This is a genomic window from Nonomuraea sp. LP-02, from assembly GCF_036289125.1.
GTDB classification, from domain to species: Bacteria; Actinomycetota; Actinomycetes; order Streptosporangiales; family Streptosporangiaceae; genus Nonomuraea; species Nonomuraea bangladeshensis.
The window spans coordinates 3,502,690-3,519,395 of record NZ_JAXCLK010000001.1 but is presented as its reverse complement, the minus strand read 5'-3'; the positions used below and the strand labels follow the sequence as shown (position 1 = coordinate 3,519,395).

Annotated in this window: 17 protein-coding genes; 8 read left to right on the top strand and 9 right to left on the bottom strand. The window is 71.5% G+C overall.

Translation table 11 applies throughout. The features are described 5' to 3' along the window. Genes SMD20_RS16370 through SMD20_RS16355 form a run of 4 tightly spaced genes read left to right on the top strand, consistent with a single transcriptional unit; the run spans position 1 to position 4,273 of the window. Positions 1-1,161: a mandelate racemase/muconate lactonizing enzyme family protein gene (locus tag SMD20_RS16370; protein WP_329581422.1), complete on the top strand. Its 1,161-nt coding sequence runs from the start codon at positions 1-3 to the stop codon at positions 1,159-1,161. A 10-nt stretch (positions 1,162-1,171) separates the two neighbouring features. Continuing rightward, entirely contained in the window at positions 1,172-1,846 is a 675-nt protein-coding gene (locus SMD20_RS16365; RefSeq protein WP_329581419.1) for a GntR family transcriptional regulator, read from the top strand. After that, positions 1,839-3,254 carry an NAD-dependent succinate-semialdehyde dehydrogenase gene (locus tag SMD20_RS16360; protein ID WP_329581416.1) on the top strand — a complete coding sequence of 472 codons (1,416 nt, stop codon included), beginning with the start codon at positions 1,839-1,841 and terminating at the stop codon, positions 3,252-3,254. Before SMD20_RS16365 ends, SMD20_RS16360 begins: the two co-directional genes overlap by 8 nt. Next, entirely contained in the window at positions 3,251-4,273 is a 1,023-nt protein-coding gene (locus SMD20_RS16355) for a DUF2804 domain-containing protein (protein ID WP_329581413.1), read from the top strand. The genes SMD20_RS16360 and SMD20_RS16355 overlap by 4 nt, the downstream gene beginning before the upstream one ends. A gap of 20 nt (positions 4,274-4,293) precedes the next feature. On the opposite strand, the gene SMD20_RS16350 is transcribed toward SMD20_RS16355, so the two are convergent. After that, positions 4,294-4,590 carry a hypothetical protein gene (locus SMD20_RS16350; protein ID WP_329581411.1) on the bottom strand — a complete coding sequence of 99 codons (297 nt, stop codon included), beginning with the start codon at positions 4,588-4,590 and terminating at the stop codon, positions 4,294-4,296. A 72-nt stretch (positions 4,591-4,662) separates the two neighbouring features. Between SMD20_RS16350 and SMD20_RS16345 the strand changes: the two genes are divergently transcribed. Continuing rightward, on the top strand, positions 4,663-5,904 hold the full coding sequence (locus SMD20_RS16345) for a DUF5685 family protein (protein WP_329581408.1): 1,242 nt from the start codon (positions 4,663-4,665) through the stop codon (positions 5,902-5,904). A 206-nt stretch (positions 5,905-6,110) separates the two neighbouring features. On the opposite strand, the gene SMD20_RS16340 is transcribed toward SMD20_RS16345, so the two are convergent. Together SMD20_RS16340 and SMD20_RS16335 are read right to left on the bottom strand one after the other, a co-directional pair. After that, on the bottom strand, positions 6,111-6,803 hold the full coding sequence (locus SMD20_RS16340; protein WP_329581406.1) for a DoxX family protein: 693 nt from the start codon (positions 6,801-6,803) through the stop codon (positions 6,111-6,113). Positions 6,804-6,959: 156 nt separating this feature from the next. Continuing rightward, entirely contained in the window at positions 6,960-7,388 is a 429-nt protein-coding gene (locus tag SMD20_RS16335; protein WP_329581403.1) for a hypothetical protein, read from the bottom strand. Positions 7,389-7,401: 13 nt separating this feature from the next. On the opposite strand from SMD20_RS16335, the gene SMD20_RS16330 reads away from it, so the two are divergent. The 3 genes from SMD20_RS16330 (at position 7,402) to SMD20_RS16320 (ending at position 10,722) form a co-directional block, all read left to right on the top strand. Continuing rightward, positions 7,402-7,716 carry a cytochrome P450 gene (locus SMD20_RS16330; RefSeq protein WP_329581400.1) on the top strand — a complete coding sequence of 105 codons (315 nt, stop codon included), beginning with the start codon at positions 7,402-7,404 and terminating at the stop codon, positions 7,714-7,716. Positions 7,717-7,917: 201 nt separating this feature from the next. Further along, positions 7,918-8,043: a hypothetical protein gene (locus SMD20_RS16325; protein WP_329581398.1), complete on the top strand. Its 126-nt coding sequence runs from the start codon at positions 7,918-7,920 to the stop codon at positions 8,041-8,043. Positions 8,044-8,232: 189 nt separating this feature from the next. Then, the gene (locus SMD20_RS16320; protein WP_329581396.1) at positions 8,233-10,722 is read left to right on the top strand and encodes an excinuclease ABC subunit UvrA; all 2,490 of its coding nucleotides are present in this window, start codon (positions 8,233-8,235) and stop codon (positions 10,720-10,722) included. A gap of 207 nt (positions 10,723-10,929) precedes the next feature. On the opposite strand, the gene SMD20_RS48350 is transcribed toward SMD20_RS16320, so the two are convergent. From SMD20_RS48350 to SMD20_RS16295, 6 genes are all read right to left on the bottom strand, one after another. Beyond that, on the bottom strand, positions 10,930-11,166 hold the full coding sequence (locus SMD20_RS48350; RefSeq protein WP_442942597.1) for a group II intron maturase-specific domain-containing protein: 237 nt from the start codon (positions 11,164-11,166) through the stop codon (positions 10,930-10,932). Positions 11,167-11,314: 148 nt separating this feature from the next. Beyond that, a complete protein-coding gene (locus tag SMD20_RS16315) occupies positions 11,315-11,704 on the bottom strand; it encodes a DoxX family protein (protein WP_329581394.1) in 390 nt (129 codons plus the stop codon). Positions 11,705-11,937: 233 nt separating this feature from the next. Continuing rightward, the gene (locus SMD20_RS16310) at positions 11,938-13,179 is read right to left on the bottom strand and encodes a DegT/DnrJ/EryC1/StrS family aminotransferase (protein WP_329581392.1); all 1,242 of its coding nucleotides are present in this window, start codon (positions 13,177-13,179) and stop codon (positions 11,938-11,940) included. A gap of 15 nt (positions 13,180-13,194) precedes the next feature. Beyond that, positions 13,195-13,602, bottom strand: coding sequence for an HIT family protein (locus tag SMD20_RS16305; protein ID WP_329581390.1), 408 nt, complete (start codon positions 13,600-13,602; stop codon positions 13,195-13,197). Further along, a complete protein-coding gene (locus tag SMD20_RS16300; RefSeq protein ID WP_329581387.1) occupies positions 13,595-15,253 on the bottom strand; it encodes a CTP synthase in 1,659 nt (552 codons plus the stop codon). The genes SMD20_RS16305 and SMD20_RS16300 overlap by 8 nt, the downstream gene beginning before the upstream one ends. Beyond that, the gene (locus SMD20_RS16295) at positions 15,250-16,698 is read right to left on the bottom strand and encodes a glycoside hydrolase family 3 N-terminal domain-containing protein (RefSeq protein WP_329581384.1); all 1,449 of its coding nucleotides are present in this window, start codon (positions 16,696-16,698) and stop codon (positions 15,250-15,252) included. Before SMD20_RS16295 ends, SMD20_RS16300 begins: the two co-directional genes overlap by 4 nt. Between the last annotated feature and the right edge of the window lie 8 nt (positions 16,699-16,706).

The window sequence follows — 16,706 nt, the reverse complement described above, 5'->3', positions numbered from 1 at the left end:
ATGAGGATCACAGACGTGCGCGGGCGCGTCATCGAGCTGGCCTACCCACGGCCGTTCGCCCCGTCGTGGGCGCCTGAGGGCGCGCACCGGGCGATGTCGGCGATCATCGTCGAGGTCGAGACGGACGAGGGGATCGTCGGGGTGTCCGGCGGCGACATGGGCCACGGCACCGGCCCCATGCTGCTGGAGGCGATCCGCGGCTGGATCCGGCCACAGCTCGTCGGCCTGGACCTGTTCGCGACCACGCACGTGGCGAACCGGCTGCGCTACGTGGCCGAGTACGTCTTCCCCCGGCCCTGGGTCGTCGGCGTGGCCGTGTGGGACGCGGTCGGCAAGGCGTGCGGCCAGCCCCTGTACAAACTGTGGGGCGGCCACGCCGGGACGATCCGCGCCTACGCCAGCTTCGGCGAGGTACGCGGGCCGCAGCAGCGGGCCGAGGACGCCCTGCGGGCGGTCGAGGCCGGCTTCCAGGGCATCAAGCTGCGCGTCCACGCGGCCACCATCGCCGAGGACGTCGCGCAGGTCGCGGCCGTGCGCGAGGCGGTCGGCCCGGACGTGGCCCTCATGGTGGACGCCAACCAGGCCGCCTCCCGCTGGCGGTACGCGCCGGACGGCAGCCGCCTCATCTGGGACTACGACCGGGCGCTGGCCACGGCCAAGGAGCTGAGCGGGCTCGGCGTGGCCTGGCTGGAGGAGCCGCTGCCGCGCCACGACTACCGGGCGCTGTGCGAGCTGACCGCCGCCTCGCCCATCCCGATCGCGGGCTGCGAGCACAACCGGGGCATCGGGCAGCTCGTCCGGATGCTGGAGGACGGTTGCTTCGACATCTTCCAGCCCGACGCCAACGAGAGCGAGGAGATCGGCGCGCTGCGCGACTTCGCCGCGATGGCGGCGGCCCGGCAGCGCCGGGTGATCCCGCACGCCTGGGCCACCGGGCTCGGCGTCGCGGGCAACCTGCAGCTCTGCGCGTCGCTGCCGAACTGCGACTGGCTGGAATACCCCTACGATCCGCCGGTGATCGTTCCCGAGGTTTTCCATGCGATGCTGACCGAGCCGCTGCTGCCCGATTCCTCCGGTCTGGTACGCGTTCCCGAGGGCCCCGGACTCGGCGTCGAGCTGGATTACGCGGCGATCGAACCGCTCACCGTACAGCAGGTCTGAAGGGTTGCCGATGATGGCCGAACCGCGTTCCCCGTTCCGCACCAAGGCCGACCTCGCCGCGGAGCACATCAAGCACCTCATCATGACCGGTGCGGCCGCGCCCGGAACGAAGATCATCACACGGGTCGTGGCGGAGGCCGTCGGCATCAGCGAGACACCGGTCCGCGAGGCCATCAAGCAGCTCTGCTCGGAGGAGTGGCTGGTCGAGCGGCCGCACGTCGGCGCGGTGGTGGCGGCGTTCACGGTGGAGAACGTCCGCGAGCTCTACAGCGTACGGGCCGTGCTGACGGCGCTGGCGTTAGAGCTGGGCGGCGAGGCGCTGACCGGCGAGCGGCTGACCGCCGTGGACGAGGTGCTGGCCGGCTGCGAGATCGCCGTGCGCGACGGCGACGTGGCCACGTTCGCCCGGCTCAACCGGCGCTTCCACTCCCTGCTCTGCGACACCGAGCACAGCAGGCTCACGCACCGCATGCTGCAGGGACTCTGGGCCAGGACGGAGACCGCGCAGCGCGGCTTCCGCCTGGTGCCCTGGCGGCTGCCGCAGTCGCACGCCGAGCACGTGGCGATCAGGGACGTGCTGGTGGCCGGCGACATCGCGCTGGCCAGCCGGCTGCAGCACGCGCACGAGATGGCCGCCATGGAAGCACTGATCGACGGAATACGGGAGACAAGTGGGGATGTCTGAGACAAGCCGGGCATTGATCGGCGGGGAGTGGCACACAGGGCCGCGCACGTTCACCGTGTTCGACCCCGCGACGGGCGCGCCCGTGGGTGAGGTGGCCGACTGCGGCCCCGAGCTGACCGGCCGCGCGATCGACGCCGCCGCGGCCGCTCTGCCGGGCTGGCGCGCGATGCCCGCGCACGAGCGGGCCGAACTGATGCGCCGCGCCGCGGCCGAGCTGACCGGCCGGGCCGCCGAAATCGGCGCCGTCATGACCGCCGAGCAGGGCAAGCCCCTGGCCGAGGCCACCGCCGAGGTGCTCTCCGGCGCCGACCACCTGCTCTGGGCCGCGGAGGAGACCCGCCGCCTGTACGGGCAGACGGTCCCCGGCGCGGCCGAGGGCAACCGGATCTTCCTGCTGCCCGAGCCGGTGGGCGTGGTGGCCGGCATCACGCCGTGGAACTTCCCGGTCTCGATGATCACCCGCAAACTGGGCCCGTCACTGGCGGCCGGCTGCACGGTGGTGCTCAAGCCCGCCGAGCAGACCCCGATGTCGGCCATCGCGGTGGCCGACGCGTTCACGGCGGCCGGGCTGCCGCCCGGCGTGTTCAACCTGGTGCCCACCTCCGAGCCCGCGCGCTTCGCCGAGACCGTGATGGCCGACCCGCGCGTGCGCAAGGTCTCCTTCACCGGCTCGACCGAGGTCGGCAAGGAGCTGATCAGGCGCAGCGCGGACGACGTCAAGCGGCTGAGCGTGGAGCTCGGCGGGCACGCGCCCGTGCTCGTCTACCCCGACGCCGACCCCGTGGCCGCCGCCGCGGCCGTGGCGCGCAGCAAGTTCCTCAACGCCGGGCAGGCGTGCACCTCGCCCAACCGCATCTACGTCCACCGCGACGTGGCCGCCGCCTTCACCGAGGCGCTGACCGGCCACGCCGAGGCCATCACCCTGGGCCAGGACATGGGGCCGCTGATCGACGCGGCCGCGCTGGCCAAGGTCGAGCGGCACGTCGAGGACGCGCTGGCCCGCGGCGCCAAGGCCCTGACCGGCGGCCGCCGGCCGGAGCGGCCCGGTACGTTCTACCCGCCGACCGTGCTCGCCGGGGTCACCGGCGACATGCTCGTCTGCCGGGAGGAGACGTTCGGGCCGGTCGCGCCGGTGATCGAGTTCGACGACGTGGACGCGGTGGTCGCCGCGGCGAACGCGACGCCGTACGGGCTGACCGCGTACGTGTGGACGTCGGACCTGACCCGGACCCTGCGGGTGGCCGAGGAACTGGAGTTCGGCATGGTGACCGTGAACGGCGGGCCGCTGGCACCGCCGCAGGCGCCGTTCGGCGGGATCAAGAACAGTGGGTACGGCCGGGAGGGCGGCAGCCTCGGCGTGTCCGACTACCTGGAGTACAAGTATCTCAGCGTGGGGCTGGGCCGATGACGGAGCACACGATGCACGCCAACGCCGTACACGAGCGGGAGATCACCGCCCGGGTGGACCTGTGCCGGCCCGACGGGCGGCTCAACCCCCAGGCCGTCGGCTGGAGCCGGGTCCCCCTGCACCGCGCCAACATCCGCGGCTGGGGCCGCACCATGCGCTGGGACTACTGGGCCGTGACCAGCGCCGACCTGGTGTTCGCCTTCAGCGCGAGCAGCCTCGACTACCTGGCGGGCGAGTCGGCCTTCTTCCTCGACCGGCACACCGGCGAGCAGGTGACCAGCCGCGGCCTGCTCGTGCCCGCCAGGGACGTCTCCTTCTCGGAGCGCAGCGGCGAGGGCAGCGTGCGCATCGGCGCGGGCCCGGTGCGCATCAGCACCGACGAGACGGCCGGCGGCACCCGGCTGCGGCTCAAGTCGGCCGAGATGGAGGCCGACATCCTGGTCCACCGGGTGCCGGGACGGGAGAGCCTGTCGCTGGTGGTGCCGTGGTCGGCGCGCCGCTTCCAGTACACGGTCAAGGACGTCGGGCGGCCCGCCGAGGGGACCGTACGCGTCAACGGCGTCACGCGAACCTTCTCCGCGGACGACGCGCTGGCCACCCTCGACCTCGGCCGGGGCCGCTGGCCCGGCGACATCCTGTGGAACTGGGGCGCCGGGGCCGGCCGCCCGGGCGGGCGCGACGTGGCCGTGCAGGTCGGCGGCAAGTGGACCGACGGCACCGGCAGCGTCGAGAACGCGCTCATCCTGGACGGCCGCGTCCACAAGATCAGCGAAGAGCTGGTCTGGCGGTACGACACCTCGAACTGGCACGCCCCCTGGCGGATCACCGGCGAGCGGGTGAACCTGGAGTTCGTCCCGGAACACGTACGGGAGGCCGACGTGCGCCGCGCCTTCTACATGCGCAGCCGCGAGGCCCAGGCGTTCGGCCACTACCGCGGCACGGTCGTCGCCGACGACGGCGAGATCGTGAACGTGGACGGCCTTTACGGCTGGGCCGAGGAGGTCTACCGCCGCTGGTGAGCCGAAGGCTCCTCGGAGCATCAGCGGCGTGCCCGGTTCAGCATGATCAGTCCGGCGGTGAGCGACCCGAGCAGGACCGGTGACCCGGCCGCGAGGATGCCCCACACGACGAGGCCGAGATAGCCGAGAGCGGACGAACCGGACGTCGGGTCGGCGTCGGCGACCGCGAACAGCCCCAGGCCGCCGACGACACCGGCCACCGCGATCGCGATCGGTGTCCACAGGAGCACGTGGGCCCACACGCGGTACGTCCGGCTGTAGACCCGCCGGACCGGCGGCACGTGCGGCTGCGGGGGATACCCGACGGATTCGCCCATGCCGCATTTCTATCAGCCTGCCTGGCCGCCTGCTGCTACGTTTGGCTCTCCACTGTGATCATAAGGGGACGTATGTTCGGCATTGTCCGCCCGTGTCGGCACGTCCTGTGCAAGGGGCTCTATGCGGACTGGATGGGCCACTTGTGCGGACTCTGCTTGGCCCTCCGCGACGAGCACGGACACCTGTCCCGTCTGGTGACCAACTACGACGGCCTCCTCGTGTCCGTCCTGACCGAGGCCCAGACGTCCGCGCCCACGTCGCGCCGGAAGGCGGGCCCGTGCGCGCTGCGCGGCTTCAAGGGCGCCGACGTGGTGGAGTCCGAGGGGGTACGGCTGGCGGCCTCGGTGTCGCTGCTCCTGGCGGCCGGCAAGGTGAACGACCACGTGGCGGACGGCGACGGCATGTACGCCCGACGCCCGCTGGCCGCCGGCGCCACCCGCCTGGCGGCCCGCTGGTCCTCCGCCGGTACGGCCACGGCCGGCACGCTGGGCTTCGACCCCACCCCGCTGACGGCGGCGGCCGCCCGCCAGGCCCTCCTGGAGCGCATCCCCGCCCAGAGGCCCCCGGGCAGCGGCGCGGCGCCCGGATTACGAGAGTTGACAGGGCCCACCGAGGACGCCGTGGCGGCGGCGTTCGCGCACACGGGGGTGCTCGCGGGCAAGCCGCACAACCGCGAGGCCCTGGAGGCGGCCGGTCGCGGGTTCGGGAGGCTGGCCCACCTGATCGACGCCGTGGAGGACCTGGCCGACGACCGGGCGTCCGGGGCGTACAACCCGCTGGCCGCCACCGGCACCGGCCTGGACGAGGCGCGCCGCCACTGCGACGCCGCGCACGCCGACCTGCGCGCCGCCGTGAACGCGCTCGACCTGCCTCGCCCCGCCCTGACCCGTGCCCTGCTGGTACGGGAGACCGGCAACGCCGTCTCCCGGGCCTTCGCCACCGCCGGATCGCAAGCCGCGGCGGGAACGCACGGCCCCGGTCACGGCCCCGGCCACTCGCCGGGCCATTCGCCGGGCCATTCACCGGGTCATTCACCGGGCCACCCGCCCGGCGATCCCGGCGCACCGCCGGGACGACGGCCGCCGAAGCGGGATCCCGGCGGGCTGCTGTCCCTGGCGTGCGCCGCGTTGACCTGCTGCACCTGCGGCCTGTACCGGCCCGCCTGGGACGAGGACCGCGAGGGCTCCTGCTGCGAGCGCTTCGACTGTTCCGGTTACGAGTGCTGCAGCAACTGCGGTAACTGTTGTTCCTGCTGCTCGGGCGAGGACGGCGGTTGCGGTTGCGACGGCTGCAATTGCGGCTGCGACTGCTAGCTGCCGAGGCCGGCGTCAGTGCCTTGCAGCAGCTCGAAGCGTTGATCCTCAAACTGGCCCGGGGCGCTGCCGTTCGGCGCCGTCAGCAAAGGTCCGCGGCTCGATCCACCCGCTGATCATCTCTTCCGCTCCTGAGGGTGAGGCCGCCTTTCGCCGATGCGTGCGATGCTGTTTCGTACGCCCACAGCGGTGCCGCGGAACCCTTGTCAGTGAGACATCGGCCGCGACTCGTCGATCCAGCCGAGCTCGACTGCCCACCCGTACGTCATGGCTTCGGCCGCGGGCAGCGTGAGGAACGAAACGGCATACAGAACAACGAGGACCCCGAGCGGAACGGCCCAAGTGCGAGGACGAGTTTCCGAGGGGCCGGCCCCATCCTGTCCAGCGTCGGCAGGGCGATACCGACGGAGCCGCGTCCCCGCGAGCGGACGGTCGGCAGGCCTCAGCGCCCACGACGCGATGGCGCACGTCCCGAACACCAGCGGCACCCCCCACGTCCGAAGACCGTCGCCGGCTATGAGATGCGACGCCACGGCACTCGACCACAGGAAGAAGGCACCCGCATAGGCCCATTCCTTGATCAGTGGGAGCCCGGGCGCGATGATCGCGATGGCTGCAGCGGCCTGCCACACGGCCAAGATATAGGCGAAGAAGTACGGGTATCCCAGGTGGCGCAACTGGGCTTCCACCCATTCGATCGGCAGAAGGTTCCACACCGATCCAGCAGTCAACTCGAAGACGATGACAAACGTGGTGGCCCAAAAGGCGATGGGGCGGATCCGGCTCCAGTTCCAGCCGCTTCGTGCGACGGTGGCCGACGCCTCGACCGTCGCGTTCCGGAACGTTTTGGTTGTTTGATTCTTCATCTCAGCCTCCTCGTCTCGGTCTGGCATGTTCATGAGATTCTCCTTGCGTTGTGAGCGACTTCGGTTCGAAGCCGCAGGTGGCGGTGGATTCCGCAAGGGAGTGGCCGGCCGGGGCCGAGGGTGCTGAACGCGACTTTCCGTTCGCATGCTCGTCAACCCCCGTGAACCGTTCCGCCTGCTCGCCGGTGGTCACGGGGACGTGGAGCTTCGCGGAGCAGAGGCCGGCTGCTCGGGACGCGGGCCGCCCTTGAGCCAGGAGCTCGAACCCGGTTTGCGGGCCTCGCGGCGGATCCTCGACACCCCGAGTTTGCAGGTCGCCTCCTTGATCGCCGCGGCCATGCGCCCGGCGATGTAGAGATTCACCGCGGTGTCGTCCTTGCGGGAGAGCTGTCGTATGCCGGCACGCCGGCCGAGGCTGACGCACGACCCCGTGAAGGCCTGGTTGATCACGGCCGGTTCGGTTCCCGCGATGCGGCTCAGTACTGTGTCGGCGGCCTGCGCCCCGAGCGGTTGTGCGGCCTGGCAGCTCATCCGCAGCGGCCGGCCCGACGGTGCGGCGGCGTCGCCGGCCGCGATGATGCGCCTTTCGTCGACGCTGGTCAGCGTCTCGCCGCGCACGACCACGACGGACGTGGAGATCGCCGGGCATGCCATCCCCGCGGGACCGCTCGTGATCTGCTCGATTCCGGCCGCCAACCGTGACCCTGCCTTGATCGACGACCCCGAGACCCTCGACATCACCCGCGGAGCCGCCGGTCACGTCGCCTTCGGCCATGGGGTGCACCACTGCCTCGGGGCGCCGCTGGCGCGGATGGAGATGCGCATCGCCTTCCCCGCCCTGCTGCGCCGCTTCCCCGGCCTCGCCCTGATCGGCCCGGACGAGCAGGCCGATTTCCGGGTCTTCAGCGCCGTATACGGCTTGAACGCGCTGCCGGTGACCTGGTGAGCGGACGGCCGCCCGCCCAACAGTTCTACGACACCCCGACACGACTGTCCAGCAGATCGCCGATCTGTTCGGCATGCCCCGGCCGACCGAGTACGGGCACCTCGACCAGGCCAAGAGCGGCGATGCCGTTGCGGCAGGACTTGGATGTCCCGCAAGACGGCGTAGAAAACATGACATATGGTGTCGGGTTTTGCGGCAAGCATGGCTTCACTGCACGCACGGCGAGCCGGCGGCACAGGGGACGTGGTCTGCCGCCGGCTGCATCCGCAGTGGATGACCGGCTACGCCGCCGACGTCACGAAGCTCCCTGCGGCGGCCCGGCGCTGATCAGTGGCACGGGACGGCTCGGGGTCGCCAGGTGATGGGAGATCTGATGAGCGCCGCTTGGCCCGATTGATGGCGAGTGGGTGGCCGCATCTGGGTTTGTTCGGCATGGGCGGAGGGCCTGTCCGTGTGTGTTCTGCTGTTGTGAAAGGTGGACGAAGGTTGACTGCATGCGTAGGAGACGTCGCGAGCATGGTGCGCGAGACCATCGACGTGGTGGGAGCTCGTACCAACAATCTGCGGGATGTGTCCGTGAGCATCCCCAAGGGGCTGCTCGTCGCCTTCACCGGGGTGAGCGGCAGCGGCAAGACCTCGCTGGCGATCGACACGCTGCACAACGAGGCCCAACTGCGGTATCTGGAAGGGCTTTCGCCGTTCGTCCGGCAATACATCACCCAGCGCAACCGGCCGAAGGTCGACCGCATCCTGGGACTCGGCGCGACGCTCGCGGTCGACCAGCGCCGACTGAACCGCAACCCGCGCTCCACGGTCGCGACGATCACCGGCATCGACGGGCACCTGGGGCTGCTGTACTCGCGCCTTCCGGGGATCGACGCGGATCCGGCGGCGGGCAGCGGAGATGGACATCTGACAACCGCTCACTTCGACCGCGCCACGCCGGAAGGGAGCTGTGGGGACTGCCACGGGGTGGGCGGGCGCTGGGAGGCGCAGGAGGACCTGGTCATCACCCATCCGGAGCTTCCGCTCTTCCAAGGCGCTTCGCCTTGGTACGCGAAGTGGCGGTCGGGGGAGCACGCGTTCGTACCCGCGCTCGCCGAGAAGCGCGGCGTGGACCTCGGCCGGCCGTGGCAGTCGTTGCCTGAGGAGTTTCGTCACTGCGTGCTGTACGGCACGGGCGACGAGAAGATCGAGGCGACCGTCGACATGACGAACAAGAATGAGACGGCTCTGGTGACCTACACCTCGAGCCAGCCGCTGCGGGGAGCGCTCGCCGAGGTGGAGCGGGTGTTCGTGAACGCCCAGACCCCCAGCGCCAAGCAGCGCTACCTGCCGTACATGCGCAAGCAGCCCTGCGGCACCTGCGGCGGCAGCGGGTACGACCAGGTCGCCCGGTCCGTGCGGCTCGGCGGGCTGACCTATCCCGACCTGATCGAGGTGGAAGTACGGGAGGTGCGCAGCTGGGCGAAACGGGTGGCGGACAACCTGGGCTCCCGGCAGCGCGAGGTGGGCGAGCCGCTGCTGCAGGACCTGGGCCGCAGGCTCGGAATCCTGGACCGGCTCGGCCTGGCCCATCTCCAGCTGTCCCGGAGCGCGGCGACGCTGTCCGGTGGCGAGTTGCAGCGGACCCGGCTCGCCGCTCAGCTCGGCACCGAGCTGAGCGGCATCATCTTCGTTCTGGACGAGCCCGGGACCGGGCTGCATCCCGCGGACAAGGCGCACCTGCTCGACATCGCCCTGGAGTTGCGCGCGGCCGGAAACACGGTGCTCCTCGTCGAGCACGATCCCGAGCTGATCGCCCGGGCCGACTGGGTGATCGATATGGGGCCCGGTGCCGGTCGCCTCGGCGGTGAGGTCCTGGTGTCGGGGCCCCCCGCCGATGCGGCCGCCCACCCGAAGTCACTGACCGGGCGCTACCTGGCCGGTGAGGGGCCGCGGCTACGCCGGATCCGCCGCCCGGTCGGGGCTGACGCCGACTGGGTGGAGCTGCACGGCCTGCGTGCGCGCAACGTGATCGCAGACCAGGTGCGTTTCCCCGCCGGCCGGCTCACTTGCCTGACCGGGGTGAGCGGCAGCGGCAAGAGCAGCCTGCTCGATGCGCTGGCGGCGAGCGTGGAGGCCGCCCTGGACGGAACGGTGACCGACATGGCGCGGGAGGTGACCGGCATTGAACGGTTCAGCTGGGTCGCCGTCGTCGATCAGGAACCGCTCGGGCGGACGCCGCGATCCAACCCGGCCACCTACAGCAAGGCGTTCGACATCGTCCGCAGGCTGTACGCCGAAACCGGTGTGGCGCGCGGGCGCGGGGTCAATGCCTCCTGGTTCAGCTTCAACACCGCGAATGGGGGCCGCTGCGAGACCTGTACGGGATATGGTCGCAAGCTGGTCAACATGCACTTTCTGCCGGATGTGTGGGTGGTCTGTGACGCGTGCGAGGGGCGGCGCTACAAGCCGGAGGCCCTGGACATCAGGTATCAGGGGCTGGCCATCGATCAGGTGCTGGAGCTGACCGTCGCCGAGGCCGTGGAGCAGTTCTCCGAGCCCCGGCAGCTCGCGGAGATCCTGAGAGCCTTGGACCAGGTCGGGCTCGGCTATCTCCAACTCGGCCAGAGCGCCACAGAGCTGTCCGGGGGCGAGGCGCAGCGGCTGAAACTCGCGTCGGCGATCCAGCGAGGTGCTGCGAGCCGCAGGGCCGGCCTTGTCGTTCTCGACGAACCCCTCTCGGGCCTGCACCCGTCCGACGTTCAGCGGGTGGTTGACGCGTTCGATGTGTTGCTCGACTCGGGCAACACCGTCGTTGTGGCCGAGCATGACATCCCCGTCGCCGCGTCCGCGGACTGGGTGATCGACTTGGGGCCCGGAGCCGGTCCGGAGGGGGGTGCGGTGGTCGCGGAGGGCACCCCGGACGCCGTCGCGACTGCGGACACCCCGACCGCGGTTTTCCTTCGGCGGTACGCGGCGGGCCTGCCGCTCCTGGAAACGCGGGAAGGCACGCGCCGATAAGGGGCCAGGGCGCGTCTGGCCTGTGGGGTGCGGAAAACCGTGATCCGCTGGCTGATCTGGATGTACGCGAGTCTGCTCAGGCCGCTTGCTGATACCGGTTGATCAGTCCATCCAACCTCCCGCCGTCGCCTGGGCGGGCCGGCCGAAGTAGCGCACCACCCCAGGATGGACCCGACGGAGCCGGCGCGGCCACGCTCGCCAACATGCTCAAGTTCGGCAACTGGGGCATGAGCGCCGGGCTCTCAACGCACACGGCGCTCTTGCCGGACGGGGTGGCGGTCCAGATCGGGCGGCAGCACCGACCGTACGCCGTCGCGGCGCGAACGCGGGCTGCAGGTGGGAGAAGGTGTGCCTGGCGACCGCGTGCTTGAAGTAGTCAGCCCATCCCCGCTGGATGTAGTTGATGCACACCAGCGTTTCCCTGTAGCTCGGCGATCGCGTCACGCGCGCGCCGCCCAGCAAAGGGTGGAGCGAGGTCGTAGCCGGGGTCTTGCGACTGTCCGGCCGGAACTGAACGATAAGCCTCCGCTGCAGGTCAGAAGGTTGCGAGCTGAGGCGTCGCGGACGACCTCATCCCGGTTCGGCCCGGAACTCAGTAGTAGGCCACGTTCACGGCCAGGGCGGCCGCCGCCAGCGTGAAGAACACGGACCATGCGCCGAAGTGGTGGTCACGGGCCCGCAGGTGAACGCAGAACGCACCGAGGAAGTACAACACGAGGCCGGCGGCGGCGAGCAGGCCCAGCACCGGAACGGCGAACCCCGCCAGCAGTCCCAGCGAGCCCGCCGCCAGCAGCACGCCCAGCGGGAGCGTCCAGGAACGGGGCACGCGAAGCTGGTCCGCCTGTTTCTTGGGGTATTCATGGCCGATGAGGTTGGCGATGGCGGCCAGGCCGACGACGGCCGAGGCGAGGAGGGTGATCACGAGGTAGGCGGCGAACACGATGGTCCCCTTGTCCGTGAGAGTGATAGGCCAGTTGCCCATTACACGGACGAGATGAGGGCCGGGAACGTGACAGGCTCCGGCGTGTCACGGGTCTGCTGAAGGACGCACAGCTGCAGTGCCCCACGAGCTGCTCAGACCGCGATGGCGCGGGTGCACGACCATGCCAGTGTCCAAGGACAGCGAACCTTGAGTTGTGAGAACGAAGTTGGGCATAGCTCTTTCTCCGTGAGCGCCTGATCTGGGTTTCGTCGTCGTGAAGCGGCGGGAGCTGGTCAGGACCGCGAGGGCAGGACGCGGTCCAGGGCGGAGCGGAAGGTGGCGGCCGCCTGGTCGATCTGCTCGGCGCTGCTGCGTACGGTGGCGCCGAAGCCCGCTCCCAGGTAGGTGTCCGAGAGCCCGATGGCCACGGCGATGGAGCGGCCGAGCAGATCGTCGGTGCGCGGCAGCGCGCCGGGACGGTACGACGCGGCGGCGGAGGCCGGCAGCGAGGCGCGGAACGGCGCGGGCGATTGCGGGCCCGCCGCCAGCGCGGGCAGCCCGGGGATGCGGGCGTAGTTGTGCTTGGGGGATTCGGCCAGGACGGTGACGCCGAGTTCGGCCGCCACCGCGCGGGCGTCCGACGCGTCGTCGAAGACGTAGACGGCGAGGGTCCCGCACTCGCCCTCCGCGTCGTTCAGGGTACGGCGGCGCACCCCCGGCCGGTCCGGAATCTGCGCCACGAAGGCGCGCTTGACCTCCCGCGTACGCCGCAGGACCTCGTCGATCTTGCCGAGCTGCGCCCGCGCGATCGCCGCGCCGAACTCGGTGATGTGCAGGTTGAGGCCGAACAGCAGGTCGCCGTCGCCCACCTCGACCCCGCCTGGCAGGAAACCGTGGTCGTGGAAGGAGAAAGCCCGCTGGTGGGTACGGTCGTCGTCGGTCAGCACGAAGCCCCCCTCGCCCGCCGTGATGACCTTGAAGGGGTTGAGCGAGAACGCTCCGGCGTCCCCCCAGGTGCCGAGCGGCCGGCCCCGGTACGTGGCGCCGCACGCCTGCGCCACGTCCTCGATGAGCGCCACGCCGTGCTCGTCGGCGAGTTCCCGCAGCTCCTGCATGGCGCTGGGCGCCCCGAGCATGTGCACGGCCATGATGGCGCGGGTTCGCGGGCCGATCCGGCCCCGCACGTCGGCGACGTCTAGCGTGAAGGAGTCGTCGATCTCGGCCAGCACCGGAGTGGCGCCGCTGTAGACGATGGTGGACAGCGAGGCGACGAACATGTACCCGGGCACGATCACCTCGTCCCCCGGGCCGATCCCGAGCGCGGCCAGGGCCGTCAGCAGCGCCGAGGTGCCGCTGTTGACGGCGACGCAGTGCCGCGCCCCGAACCGGGCCGCCGCCTCGGCCTCGAAACGGCCGATCTGGGACGGCGCGGTGGGCGCCCCGAGGGCTCCCGACGCGTCGCGCCAGTGTCGGACGGCCTCGAGGATGTTCTTCTCCTCCTCCTCGCCGAAAAAGGCATAACCGGGTCCGGGCATCTCTCCTCCAAGGGGTCAGGACAGGGCGAGCAGCGTGCGGATGGGCTCCAGGGTGGCGAGCGGGACCGGATCGGCCTTCCACGGGCGGTGCAGCTGATCGCCCGTGGCCCTGGGCACCAGGTGTACGTGCAGGTGGAAGACGTCCTGCCAGCCCGCGGCGCGGTTGGCCTGGAAGAGCGTGAGCCCGTCGGGGTTCAGGACGTCGCGGATGCGCGCCGCCAGGCGGTGCACCGTACGCATGACGGCGGCGGCGTCGTCCGGCGAGATCTCCCACAGGTCCGCGGCGTGCCGTTTCGGGATGACCAGGGTGTGGCCGGGCGTGACCGCCGTGATGTCGAGGAAGGCCAGGGTGTCGGCGTCCTCGTGGAGCACGGCGGTCGCCGCCCGGCCGGCGACGAAGTCGCAGAACACGCACTCAGCCACGACTGTGTCCTCCGGCGTGGCGGACGGCGGCGGCGACCAGACCGCCGAAGAGCGGATGGGGGTTGGTGGGGCGGGAGCGGAACTCGGGGTGGGCCTGCGTGCCGACGAAGAACGGGTGCGCGTCGGGGGGCAGCTCGACGAACTCGACGAGCCGGCCGTCCGGCGACAGCCCGCTCAGCCGCAGGCCGGCGGCTTCGAGCCGGTCGCGGTAGTCGTTGTTGACCTCGTAGCGGTGGCGGTGCCGTTCCGAGACCTTCGACTCCCCGTACAGGCCGTGCACCACCGAGCCTTCAGCCAGGTCGGCGGGGAAGAGGCCCAGCCGCATCGAGCCGCCCACGTCGCGCTCGCCCGCCAGCACCTCCTCCTGGTCGGGCATGGTGACGACGACCGGGTGCGCGGTGGCGGAGTCGAACTCCGCGCTGCCCGCGCCCGCCAGGCCGCCCAGCGTGCGGGCGACCTCGATGACCATGCACTGCATGCCCAGGCAGATGCCGAGGACGGGCAGGCCGCTCTCGCGGCAGTGGCGGACCGCGTTCACCTTGCCCTCGATGCCACGCACGCCGAACCCGCCGGGGATCAGCACGCCGTGCGCGCCGTCGAGCCGGCGGGCGGCGCCCTCCGCTGACTCGCAGGCGTCGCTGCTGACCCAGCGGATGTTGACGCGGGTGTCGTGGGCGTACCCGGCGTGCCGCAGTGCCTCGGCGACGGACAGGTAGGCGTCCGGCAGGCCGACGTACTTGCCGACCAGCGCGATCGTGACGTCGTCGGCGGGGTGGTGGACCCGGCGCAGCAGGTCGTCCCACTGCCCCCACTCCACGTCGCGGAAGGGCAGGCCGAGGCGGCGTACGACGTAGGCGTCCAGCCCCTCGGCGTGCAGGACCTTGGGGATGTCGTAGACGCTGGCCGCGTCGGCCGCGCAGACCACGGCCTCCACGTCCACGTCGCACATGAGGCTGATCTTGCGCTTGAGGTCGTCGGCGATCGGCCGGTCGGAGCGGCACACGATCGCGTCCGGCTGGATGCCGATGGAGCGCAGCGCCGCCACCGAGTGCTGGGTGGGCTTGGTCTTCAGCTCCCCTGCCGGCTGGATGTAGGGCAGCAGCGACACGTGCAGGAAGAAGCAGTTCTCCCTGCCGGCCTCGTGCCTGATCTGGCGTACGGCCTCCAGGAACGGCAGCGACTCGATGTCGCCGACGGTGCCGCCGACCTCCGTGATGACGACGTCGGCCCCGCTGCCGTCGGCCATCGTCCTGATCCGGTCCCTGATCTCGTTGGTGATGTGCGGGACGACCTGCACGGTGTCCCCGAGATACCCGCCGCGCCGCTCCTTGCCGATGACGGAGGAGTAGATCTGGCCCGTGGTGACGTTGGCCGAGCCGTCGAGGTCGATGTCCAGGAAACGCTCGTAGTGGCCGATGTCCAGGTCGGTCTCCGCGCCGTCGTCGGTGACGAAGACCTCCCCGTGCTGGAACGGGTTCATCGTGCCGGGATCCACGTTCAGGTACGGGTCGAGCTTCTGCATCGTCACGCGCAGGCCGCGCAGGGCCAGCAGCCGGCCCAGGCTGGACGCGGTCAGCCCCTTGCCCAGGCTGGAGACCACGCCCCCGGTGACGAACAGGTGCTTGGCCGGGCGGGCGGCCGGGCTGCTCATGCGCCGGCCGGCGGGTCAGCCAGCAGCTCGGCCACGGCCCGCAGGTTCACCCGGCCCGCGCCGAAGGCGCACACGTACGCCCCGCTCGTCAGCGCCGCGTCGTCGGGCATCCCGACCGGCACCAGGATCGCGTCGGGCCGCTCCGCGAGCGTCTTGATCGTCCATTCGCGCGCCCAGGGTGTCCTGTAGGCGTCGCGCACCGCGATGACCAGCGGCGCGTCGCTACGTTCCCAGGTCGCGTCGGGGCCGTCGATCTGCTGGACGCGGCCGGCCAGCCCGTGTGCCGCCAGCGCGTCGCCGAGGCTCCAGCCCGCGCCGCCGGCGATGGAGTTGCCCTCGGGCCGTACCTCCAGCACCGTCGCGGGACGGGACAGGACGGCGTCGCCGTGGGCGCGGACGGCACGCCTGGCCGCCTCCAGGCCGACGGCGCTCGGCTCCGGGGTGCCCGCGGGTGCCGGCGCGAACCGCCTGGCCAGGCCGTTCACCCGGTTCGCCGCCTGCCGGAGTTCGGCCACGCGCAGTTCACCGCGTTCGAAGGCGTCCACGACCGCCGCGTGGATCAGGTCGTAGAGCGCCTCGTCCACGCCGGGCCCGAGCAGGATCAGGTCCGCGCCGGCGGCCAGCGTCGCCAGGGCGGCGGCGACGGCCCGCTCGGGGCCGTTGCCCGCCTCGATCGCCACGGCGGTGCTGAGCACGACCCCGTCGAAGCCCAGCTCGTCGCGGAGCAGGTCCCGCGAGATCGCCGGGGACAGCGTGGCGGGCGTGCCGGGGTCGAGCGCCGGGTAGATCGCGTGCGCGACCATCAGGCTCCCCGCGCCCGCCGCGACGGCGGCGGCGAACGGCGCCAGCTCCCGCGCCCGCAGCGTGGCGGCGGAGCAGGTGACGGTGGGCAGCGAGAGGTGCGGGTCCACGTTCGTGTCGCCGTGGCCGGGGAAGTGCTTGGCGGCCACGGCGACCCCGGCCTGCTGCATGGCCTCGATGAAGGCGGCGCCGTGCGTGGCGACCAGCTCCGGGGTGGAGCCGAAGGAGCGGACGCCGATGATCGGGTTGCCGGGGTCGCTGTTGACGTCGATGGACGGGGCGAGGTTGTAGTTCACGCCGTGGCCGGTCAGGTCGCGGGCCATCGCGGTGGCGACCCGCCGGGTCAGCCCGGGGTCGTCGATCACGCCCAGGGCCAGGTTGCCGGGGTAGGAGCTGCCGGCGGCGTACTCGACGCGCGTGACGTCGCCGCCCTCCTCGTCGAGGGAGACCAGCGCGTCGGCGCGGTGCTCGCGGGCGGAGGCGGCCAGCCGCGCGACGGTGCCGGGGTCCTCCAGGTGGGGGCCGGGGAAGATGGTGATGCCGGGGAAGCCCGTTTCGAGCCCCCGGCGTACCCAGCCGGGCAGGGTGGTGCCGGTGGCGCCGGGAAGCATGCGGGTGCGTACCAGGTGGTCGAGCTCGCTCAACGCGCACT